We start from the raw sequence: 9,655 nt of genomic DNA, 5'->3' as shown, positions 1-9,655 counted from the left end.
AAAACATGAGTTTCTCTACAATCTGACTGGACATGAGTCCTCATGTCCAGTTTTTCCATAATACCCTTATTTATCATCATTCTTTTTTCAGCATCTTCATTATGGAATATAATATGATTGATCCATCAGCAGTAAAAGGGAACAAATTCACAAGATTTAATATGCAAATAAATGCAAATGCATTCCAGTATATGCTGATATCGTAGGATAATAAGATCCCGCCGCTTATCGGTAAAATAATATTAGGCGCTACTGAAATTATGAAGATATCAAGATATTTATTATCATTTAGATAAGTAACACTAGCTCCAAATAAATTAAACTTCATGCTTAAAATCTTTTTTCCTAGTTTTCTTATAAACAGCAAATGAATAGCTTCATGGATTAAAAGCACACTCATAAATATAAGATAAAAAAGCATAAACCCTTTTGTAAATAAAATCAAATTTTCCATAATTTATTTAGTTGTTTTTTTAAACTTTACAATAGCAAATAGTGCAATAATAAAGAGAATATATATTATATATATAATTAAAATTTGAGATGTAAATGAAAAATTCGTGTACAATTCTTCTTCATTCATTGTCATGTCAATTTTTAGTCCTAATTTAGACATATATACGCCAGACTTATCAATAGAAAAAAGAGTCGTTATATAATCTATTAAAAACGCAACTAAATACAAAATTGTACCTAAAAAAATCCACCTAGGCAGCCTCATCTAAATAACTCCTTTCCAATAAATAGTATTTAACTGAAAATAGCAACAAGTATACAGAGATAAAAATAAGCATACTATTTGATATTAGGTAAAGCCCTACAGCCATAACAATACATAATACAGAAGCAGAAAACTCATTTAAAGAACTCTTATTTTTCGGAAATATAATACTCATTATCAGCCCTGCTTCAAATAAAATGACACCATAATAGAGACTTTTTACGAAATCACCTGATAACAGTAGTGATGTGATTACAAGTGGGAAATTGATTATGAAATTCATAAATGTTGTAATAAAAGTTTCTTTTAAAGAAGTTAACCCCAAAAAAGAATTCATTTTACGATATGATACAGTTGTATTAAAATACCTAATAGATGAAAATGAAATAAGGGGATATATGTATACAAGTGTAGTCAATGAAATGAGAATATTTTTAGTATCAAAAAGAGATAATAAAAAGACTAGAATTACTACACCCAAAAGCCTTATGGTCAACTTACTCCTAATAGTTCCAAGTATTATTAAATTTAATTGATTCATTTTCATATTAAACGGCAGTTTGAAAATATAAAAATCATTAGAAGTATATACATCATTATCAATCTTTGTGTGTAGATAATTGATACATATCACAAATGATGTTATTAAAATGCATAAAATAAGCATTAACTTAACCACCAAGGCATGATCAACAGTAATATTAAATGTCTGAAATTTCATGTCAATACTAAAACGAAAAGAGAAATAATAGAGGAAAAGAAACAACACTAGTAACCCATTATTAATATTAAAAAAAGTTAATTTAACAAGGTTACTCAAAGAATAAAAAATTAAATAGTAAAAACAGATACTTGCAACGAATAAAAGCTGGCAATATATCAGGATTAAAAAATTTAATCCTATATTATAGTGGAATAACCTCAACATAGGGATGATTATTGCGAAAACAATTAAAAAGGAACAATAACTTAATAACAGTTTGAAAATAACACTACCAAACCATATACTCCCTTTTTCAAACGGAAGAATCTTTAGTAAATATTGCATTTTTTTGGTTAGTGTGAAGGATAGTGTTACAATTAAATAAATAACTCCAGTGATAATAATGATCATATTAGTTAGACTAGAGAACAGAGAGTTTCTCAATTCGTTAGAAACTTCATCCCTATTTATAAAAATTTTATTTAATTCAGACATATTTAAATAGAAATACAAGATATACAAAGCTACGATAATACATAATAAAAGATATCTATTATGTTTTTTTTCGAAAATATTATTAGATAACAAGTTATGACAAATCTCATTAAGTAAGACTTTTGTTACGAGAAATGAATCCATCAATTTTTTCATAGTATTTTTGTAGTTCTCCATTATTTATTACTATCCCTTCAATATCTCCAACATTCTTAATAGTACTCAAGATGCCTTTGCTAAGTAAATAGATATTAGCCTGTTCATTACGCATAATAAAATCCATATTATGTGAAATTAATATGAACTTTCTGAGTGCAGAGTATTTTTTTATTAAATACTCTGTCAATAGATAGCTTTCATAATCAAGTCCATTAAATACCTCATCTGCCAATACATATTCAACTTCTAAAGCTAAAGCAATACCTATTTGTAATTTCTTTTTCATTCCATAAGAATAATTGCTAATTTTTTCGTCTAAAAATGTTGTCAGATGATACATTTCGGTAATAAATTCAAATAATTTCTTGTTTACATCCTTATATCTCTTAAAAATAAAATCAGCATATTCGTTACCAGACAAATATTCAGGCAAATAAAAATCAGATGGTATATAGAACATTTTAAGTTTTGCTTCTTTTTCTTTTCTACTAACAGAATTAATTTTTATATCTCCTTTTTGAAAGGACGTTATATCGCATATACAATTTAGAAGTGTAGTTTTCCCCGATCCATTTACTCCAACAATGATGTCGATTCCTTTAGAATCAAACGTTATATTTAAGTTATTCAGAACAGGGTTACCATTATAGTTTTTTTCTAAGTCATTTATAGTGATCATTTTTATCATTCCTATATTTAAATAATAGAGATTTTGAAGAACAGCATATATACTAATTTATTTTGCGTTACAACCTATCCCGATATCCCAAACTCTTGGCCAATTCCACTTTACTTTACCTGAGAAACTGTAGCCTTTACTTGTACAATAAAATGCATAGGCAATGCCTGAAAGTAATGCTATTAAAATAATAACCCATACTATCCATTTATTTTGAATAACGTTCTTATGCTTTTCATTTAAATAAGATCCCATTTTATATAGACTAGACATTAATTTATTCTCAATTTTACTAATGACAAACACTTTATTCTCCCCTAACTGCTGTTCTCCAAAATACAAACTAATACTAATTTGTTTAAATGGAAAAAACATGTTTATTTTACAATTTTAAGGTTATTTTAATCCATTACTCTTAAAATCACCGTTTTATCATCCTATTATTTTAATAATTATTAAGTTCATTAGATTGTGATTGAACTAACTTCAGTTGAATATGAAACTTTACCGAATGATTCTCATGAAAAAACACCTTCTGATTTATATCAGAGGTGTTCTTAAATATCCCATACTCATATATTTAGTGCTTCTTTTTGATCTTAAAACCGGATCTCATCATCTCCATGAATTTGCAGCTTAAGCGGTTCACTTTTCGCTTGATGCTTTTTCACATAGCGGTGATAGACGACATACCCAATGATCATGAGAGGGACGCCGACATATAATCCGATGCGCTGCTCCTGATCAAAGGCAAGGCTGATCAACACAATGGTGTTGAGAGTAATCGCAATAATCGGCAGCACCGGATAGAGAGGGGTTTTAAATTTTAAGTTTTCCAACTTTCCGCCTGCTTTAAGATATCTTCTGCGGAAAAGCATCTGTGATAATGTAATGGTGATCCAGCCAGTCTGGGCACTCATGCCGGCAATGGACACGATCCAGGCAAAAACTGTTTTCTCTGCAAAGAAACCGGATAATAGCGAAATCCCTGTAAACAGGAACGTGAGCAGTAAGGCATTCATCGGAATACCGCGCTGATTCACGCGTCTAAATGCTTTTCCTGCCATTCCTTCTTTCGATAAGGAATAGAGCATTCTCGTCGATGCATACAAGCCAGAGTTGGCAACAGATAATAAAGCGATGATAATGACAAAGTTCATGATATCTGCCGCAAAAGGAATGCCCGTTCTCTCAAATACAGTAACAAACGGACTTTGTAGCACACTCGCTTCCTTCCAAGGCACCATACCTGCTAAGACAAAGATAGATAATACGAAAAAGACGAGTGTACGCCAAACAGTTTGGTGAATGGAGCGAGGAACGGTTTTCTCAGGGTTTTCACTTTCTCCTGCCGCAATCCCGATCAGCTCTGTTCCTTGGAATGAAAAGTTCACGGTAATCATCGTGACCACAACGGCGAGCAATCCATTTGGAAACAGCCCATCACTCACAAAATGACTGAAGTAAGGAGCAGGTTCACCGCTCGTCGTTTCAATAAAACCAAACATCGCCGCTCCGCCTACACCTATAAAGAGTAAAATCGCAATGATCTTAATGGTTGAAAAGAAAAACTCCGACTCCCCGAACGCTTTCGCCGACCGGGCATTTAATAAGAAAAGACACAGTCCAAATATGAGACACCAAATCCACACATCCACTTGCGGGAGCCAGCGCCTCATCAGCTGTCCTGCTGATAAAAATTCAAGGGCGACCGTTGCTGCCCAGCCAAGCCAATAAATCCAGCCGACCGCAAAACCCGCTGCAGGGCTGACAAATTTCGTCGCATACGTATGAAACGACCCAGACACAGGAAGTGCGACCGACAGCTCTCCAAGACACAGCATGGTTAAATACATAATCAATCCGCCCACAATATAAGAAAGAACGGCTCCGACTGGACCTGCTTGTCCAATCGTATAGCCCGTTCCTAAGAAAAAGCCTGTCCCAATGACGCCGCCAAGTGAAATCATAAATAAATGACGGGAGGTCATCGCCCTTTTCAATTGTTCGGGCTGATTTTGTCCAACATCCACAATGATGCCCTCCTTCTTCTAAGATGTTCTGTTATCAAAACATGTCTCCATGTGATTCATTCCATTTTCAAAACAACCTATTAATTATACATCTTTTATAATAAATATGCTTCCTTCTATGGTCACTGTTACAAAGTCTTTATTTTAGTAATGTTCGCACAACTATGTGGTGGATCAAACCATTTGATAGGATGCCATATATCTAAAATATTGCACAAAAAAACCAGCATGAAACTTTATGGTTGCACACTGGTTTCGTTTCATTCTTTTCGAGTCTCATTTTAGACAGTTCTTATGATCACTTTAGTCACAAGTCATTCTGCATTTAGCAAACACACTTTGATAAATTCATCTATTTCCTGAAAGCAGCGATTTTTAGATTCAGCGTGAAAAGCCGCAGAATATGGATTGGCGAATCCATGCTCTCCCTCTACTATTGTCACGCAAAGCTTTTCCTTTTTCTCCAAAACACTCGCAATCTCCCTGGGATTAAAGGATGCTTCGATCTTCGGGAAAAATAACAGCGTTTTGCATGCGGGCGCAAGATCGACGTCATCTCTGATTCTTGAACCATAAAATCCAATGACTCCGGTAAACAGCTGATCATTTTGGCTGCATCGCCAGGCAATTGTTGCCCCCACACTAAAACCTAGTAGAAATATGTCTATCGCGGCATTCTTCGTTTTCAACTCTTTTGCCAGATTCAGTACACTCTTTACCGACTTATCAAAACCAACTTTATTCATAAAGTAGTCGTAAGCCTCATTTTCACTGACATAAGGGAAGTGCTTCGCCTGTCCCAATAAATGAGGACAATAAACCTCAAAACCAGCTTTATCAAAATAATGGATCATACTCTTCATATGATCATTTATTCCGTATATTTCGTGTATTAAGATCATGACAGGTTTTTGTTTCGATATATGCAAATGTTCACACTTCCCTTTTGTTTCTTAGAAGTCAACTGAATCGATTGGAAAAATTCGTTGTGATGATCATAGCATATTTTACCATCGAATCGTTTATCTGACGTTCCACCAATCAAATCATCTTAATCATCGTTTGAACTTGCGTTTGGTTTTATTCACCTTTTAATTTGGGTATAGTTCTATCGTTTGTCCGTTCGACTGTTTGCAGGCATAAAGTTGGTGAGATTCGCTCAAGCTAGTTTCAAATGCTTTACTTTTAGGTTGCTTCTCTGTAAGATCATATGTTGTAAATACCAACAAGAAAAGTGGGGAATAAAATGAAAAAAATGTTCTTTGCCATTATGTTAGGCGTTTGTGTTGCATTGATCACTGCATGTGGATCAGGTGCAAACGACAACGCGAATAAACAATCTGGGTCTAAGGAATCAGGTGACCTTTGGAAATCCATTCAGGATAAAGGCGTATTAACGATCGGTACAGAAGGTACTTATGCTCCTTTCACATTCCATGACAAAAAGACAGATAAATTAACTGGCTATGATGTAGAGGTCATCACAGAAGTAGCAAAACGCCTTGACTTAAAACCTGAATTCAAGGAAACACAATGGGACAGCATGTTTGCTGGACTGAATTCAAAACGTTTTGACGTGGTAGCGAACCAAGTTGGTAAAACTGGACGTGAAAATCAATACGATTTCTCTGATAAATACACAACATCTCAAGCCATTGTTGTGACAAAATCAGATAACAATGACATCAAGAAACTATCTGATGTCAAAGGAAAAAAAGCAGCACAATCGTTAACAAGTAACTACAATAAGCTGGCTACAGATGCTGGCGCTAAGATTGAAGGCGTTGAAGGTCTTGCACAATCCATTCAATTGATTCAGCAAGGACGTGCTGATCTGACGTTCAATGACAAGCTGGCTGTATTGAATTACTTGAAAACAAGCGGGAACAAAAACCTAAAAGTAGCATTTGAAACAGGAGATCCTCAAGAAACTTACTTTGCATTCAGAAAAGGCAGCGGCGAAGTCGTTGACAAAGTGAATGGCGCATTAAAAGAAATGAAAAAAGACGGTACACTTGCTAAGATTTCTAAGAAATGGTTTGGTGAAGATGTTACAAAGTAATACCCTAGGAGTCGTCATTCCTTGGGATCTTCTTCAGCAATCTTTTTGGCCAATGGTGATGCAGGGGATTTATTATACAATCCCCCTCGCCATCATTGCCTTCATTATTGGTATTTTTATCGCGCTTGTGACAGCTCTTGCTAGAATGTCTAAAATCAAAGCCCTCAGATGGATTTTTTCCATCTATGTGTCGGCCGTTCGCGGAACGCCGCTTTTTGTGCAATTGTTTATTATTTTCTATTTCTTTCCGACATTTAATATCACACTGGATCCATATCCAAGTGCCATTATCGCTTTTTCATTAAACGTAGGTGCGTATGCGTCTGAAATTATCCGTGCATCCGTCCTATCTGTTCCTAAAGGACAATGGGAAGCTGGTTATTCCATTGGCATGACTCATCGCAAAACGCTCGTCCGTGTCATTTTACCGCAGGCTGTGCGTGTATCGATTCCACCACTATCTAATTCATTTATTAGCTTAGTGAAGGATACGTCCCTTGCATCCCAAATCCTCGTGGCAGAGCTTTTTCGGAAGTCGCAGGAAATTGCTGCGGCCAACTTGGATCAGATTTTGTTCATTTATATGGAAGCAGCCCTGATCTATTGGGTATTCTGCTTCATTCTATCGCTCGTTCAGCACCAAATTGAAAAACGACTTGATCGATATGTCGCAAGGTAAGGAGGAAATGACATGCTAACAGTCAAAGGTCTTAAGAAATCCTTTGGTGAAAATGAGATTCTAAAGTCAATAGATTTTACGATCAACAAAGGGCAGGTTATCGCCATCCTTGGCCCATCAGGTTCAGGAAAAACAACGATGCTTCGCTGTTTAAATGCACTTGAAACACCAAATGGCGGCTCCTTAACCTTCGATGATTTCTCGATTGATTTTTCGAAAAAGAATAAATCAGCTGACCTGCTGAAGCTTCGCCGGAAGTCGGGCATGGTGTTTCAGGATTATCACCTGTTTCCACATCGCACCGTGCTTGAGAACGTGATGGAAGGTCCTGTTCAAGTGCAGCGCCGGCCAAAGGAAACCGTTCGAAAAGAAGCCATTCAGCTCTTGCAAAAGGTAGGGCTTGAAGATAAAAAAGATCTTTACCCATTCCAGCTCTCAGGCGGTCAAAAGCAGCGTGTCGGCATTGCCCGTGCACTTGCTATTCAGCCAGAGCTCATGCTTTTTGATGAACCAACCTCTGCGCTTGACCCTGAGCTTGTCGGTGAAGTATTAAAGGTCATGAAGGATTTGGCGAAAGAAGGCTGGACCATGGCGGTTGTCACACATGAAATCAAGTTTGCCCAAGAAGTGGCGGACGAAGTGATTTTTATTGATGGCGGCGTCATTGTCGAACAAGGTCCTCCAGAAGAAATCTTTAAACGACCGAAAGAAGAACGAACAAAGCAATTCTTAAACCGGATTTTGAATCCAGTATGATAGAAAAAGGCTGTTCTCACGTGATGAGAACAGCCTTTTTTATATTTCTTTTTGTAAGCGTAGCGCCAGTAAATCCTGCAAAAGCAATCTCGCTCCCTCAGGGCTGACGATCAACCCTCCTGATAGTACCTTGTTGGAGCATGTCACTTGCCCCGTCACTATACAAGGTTTGTCCTGCCAATAAGGCTTTAACACAATTTGACCTTCTTCCTGATAGATCTCTATAAAATCTTGCGGGCGTATTTTCAATCGTTTTCTAATATCTGTTGGAAGGACAACTCTCCCGAATTTATCTATATGCCTTACATAGTCTTCGTTTATCAAATTGACCCCCCCTGCATCTATAGATACTATATGAACTATCATCCTCTTATCTGCGATATGCTCTGTCGGTTGAAAAATTTAAAGGAGGAGTGGCAGGCTAGTTCAGTGACTAAACACGCTTTCCATATATAATATATCTGTTTGGTGCAGGACCGATATAAGAAAAAGGATAACATGTCGTTAGGACAAGTTCTTCTTTTTCTTGTTGCAGTGTAATAATACTTTTATCATCTTTTTTTACAATCTTTGTTTTCTCAATTTCATAGACAAATCGACCATATGAAAGCTCAATGACAAGCTGATCACCTTTAAGAAGTTCTCCTGTTCGTCTGAACACGGTATCCCGGTGTCCAGATAAAACGATTTGTCCCTGTTCATTAGGAAAATAGCTCTCTTGATAATGTCCAACACCTTTTGCCAAGTCATCCGCATCTGTTCCTTCTACAATGGGTAACTTAGCATTTAATTTTGGAATGTGCAAAAGCCCAATTGTTTCACCAGCCTGCGGCGCAAAAGAAGAATCCTTTTGCACCTTATGCTGGATGACTGCTTGAGCAGCCTGAAACGATGTCTCTACTTCCCTTTGTCCATCAATGATACTCAAGTACCCGCCAACCACCAAACAAAAACCCACTGTGATCAATACGGCAGAGATGATTTTTTGAAACATGACCGTTTATCCGTTTCTTTTTCTTCTTTTCCACACAATAAGGGATGCACCAATGAGAACAAGTGCAAATCCTGCAAGAAGAAGATTGTACATCGCTGTTGCCGTATTCGGGAGGTGATGACCAGGTGTTTCATCTTGTGGCTCAGATGGCTGATCTGGAACAGTTGGCACCTCTGGCACGCGAGGCGGTTCAACCGTTGTTGAGTTTTCAGGTTTGTCTGGTTCGTCTACATTCTCACCTTTCACAACTGCGATATTCATGATTGTCTGACCTTCAGAACCTTTGGTAACCTTCGCCTCAAATGTAACCGTATGCCAATCCGTATCCTTGATATCACCAAATTGACCGGTCACAGTACCTTTTGCGTAATAAC

Annotated in this window: 11 protein-coding genes; 3 read left to right on the top strand and 8 right to left on the bottom strand. The window is 36.6% G+C overall.

Annotated features, from left to right (window positions below):
* Nucleotides 1-76: 76 nt before the first annotated feature.
* The 5 genes from BA70_RS21030 to BA70_RS18380 all read right to left on the bottom strand — a co-directional run bounded on the left by BA70_RS21030 (nucleotide 77) and on the right by BA70_RS18380 (nucleotide 5,719).
* The gene (locus BA70_RS21030; protein ID WP_420834692.1) at nucleotides 77-400 is read right to left on the bottom strand and encodes a metalloprotease family protein; all 324 of its coding nucleotides are present in this window, start codon (nucleotides 398-400) and stop codon (nucleotides 77-79) included.
* Between the two features lie 1,628 nt (nucleotides 401-2,028).
* On the bottom strand, nucleotides 2,029-2,757 hold the full coding sequence (locus BA70_RS18395) for an ATP-binding cassette domain-containing protein (protein ID WP_051691197.1): 729 nt from the start codon (nucleotides 2,755-2,757) through the stop codon (nucleotides 2,029-2,031).
* 57 nt (nucleotides 2,758-2,814) lie between these two features.
* Nucleotides 2,815-3,063 carry a hypothetical protein gene (locus tag BA70_RS18390; RefSeq protein ID WP_051691196.1) on the bottom strand — a complete coding sequence of 83 codons (249 nt, stop codon included), beginning with the start codon at nucleotides 3,061-3,063 and terminating at the stop codon, nucleotides 2,815-2,817.
* Nucleotides 3,064-3,356: 293 nt separating this feature from the next.
* Complete coding sequence (locus BA70_RS18385; protein WP_003214392.1) at nucleotides 3,357-4,790, bottom strand: amino acid permease; 1,434 nt, start codon at nucleotides 4,788-4,790, stop codon at nucleotides 3,357-3,359.
* 314 nt (nucleotides 4,791-5,104) lie between these two features.
* Nucleotides 5,105-5,719, bottom strand: coding sequence for a dienelactone hydrolase family protein (locus tag BA70_RS18380; protein ID WP_034325168.1), 615 nt, complete (start codon nucleotides 5,717-5,719; stop codon nucleotides 5,105-5,107).
* Between the two features lie 317 nt (nucleotides 5,720-6,036).
* Between BA70_RS18380 and tcyA the strand changes: the two genes are divergently transcribed.
* From tcyA to BA70_RS18365, 3 genes are read left to right on the top strand one after another with little or no spacing between them, the layout of a single operon-like run.
* Entirely contained in the window at nucleotides 6,037-6,852 is an 816-nt protein-coding gene (gene tcyA / locus BA70_RS18375) for a cystine ABC transporter substrate-binding lipoprotein TcyA (protein ID WP_034325167.1), read from the top strand.
* Nucleotides 6,839-7,531 (top strand): amino acid ABC transporter permease, encoded by a 693-nt coding sequence (locus tag BA70_RS18370; RefSeq protein WP_034325166.1) that lies wholly within the window; start codon nucleotides 6,839-6,841, stop codon nucleotides 7,529-7,531. Before tcyA ends, BA70_RS18370 begins: the two co-directional genes overlap by 14 nt.
* Nucleotides 7,532-7,543: 12 nt before the next feature.
* A complete protein-coding gene (locus tag BA70_RS18365; RefSeq protein WP_034325164.1) occupies nucleotides 7,544-8,287 on the top strand; it encodes an amino acid ABC transporter ATP-binding protein in 744 nt (247 codons plus the stop codon).
* Between the two features lie 39 nt (nucleotides 8,288-8,326).
* Here the strand turns inward: BA70_RS18365 and BA70_RS18360 are convergent, their stop codons facing one another.
* From BA70_RS18360 to BA70_RS18350, 3 genes are all read right to left on the bottom strand, one after another.
* Nucleotides 8,327-8,611 carry an AbrB/MazE/SpoVT family DNA-binding domain-containing protein gene (locus tag BA70_RS18360; RefSeq protein ID WP_034325162.1) on the bottom strand — a complete coding sequence of 95 codons (285 nt, stop codon included), beginning with the start codon at nucleotides 8,609-8,611 and terminating at the stop codon, nucleotides 8,327-8,329.
* Nucleotides 8,612-8,720: 109 nt separating this feature from the next.
* On the bottom strand, nucleotides 8,721-9,281 hold the full coding sequence (locus BA70_RS18355; protein WP_034325161.1) for a class D sortase: 561 nt from the start codon (nucleotides 9,279-9,281) through the stop codon (nucleotides 8,721-8,723).
* 6 nt (nucleotides 9,282-9,287) lie between these two features.
* On the bottom strand, nucleotides 9,288-9,655 hold a 368-nt coding region (locus BA70_RS18350; protein ID WP_034325160.1), incomplete at its 5' end, for an LPXTG cell wall anchor domain-containing protein.

The sequence above is a fragment of the Bacillus zhangzhouensis genome (genome assembly GCF_000715205.1).
Lineage (GTDB): Bacteria > Bacillota > Bacilli > Bacillales > Bacillaceae > Bacillus > Bacillus zhangzhouensis.
The sequence above is the reverse complement of the archived record's forward strand: the minus strand, read 5'-3'. Positions and strand labels throughout refer to the sequence as shown.

Excerpts from the sequence above, each read along its gene's own strand:
- BA70_RS21030 (WP_420834692.1), bottom strand. The coding sequence starts at position 400 with ATGAGTGTGCTTTTAATCCATGAAGCTATTCATTTGCTGTTTATAAGA.
- BA70_RS18395 (WP_051691197.1), bottom strand. The coding sequence starts at position 2,757 with ATGATCACTATAAATGACTTAGAAAAAAACTATAATGGTAACCCTGTT.
- tcyA (WP_034325167.1), top strand. The coding sequence starts at position 6,037 with ATGAAAAAAATGTTCTTTGCCATTATGTTAGGCGTTTGTGTTGCATTG.
- BA70_RS18370 (WP_034325166.1), top strand. The coding sequence starts at position 6,839 with ATGTTACAAAGTAATACCCTAGGAGTCGTCATTCCTTGGGATCTTCTT.
- BA70_RS18365 (WP_034325164.1), top strand. The coding sequence starts at position 7,544 with ATGCTAACAGTCAAAGGTCTTAAGAAATCCTTTGGTGAAAATGAGATT.
- BA70_RS18355 (WP_034325161.1), bottom strand. The coding sequence starts at position 9,281 with ATGTTTCAAAAAATCATCTCTGCCGTATTGATCACAGTGGGTTTTTGT.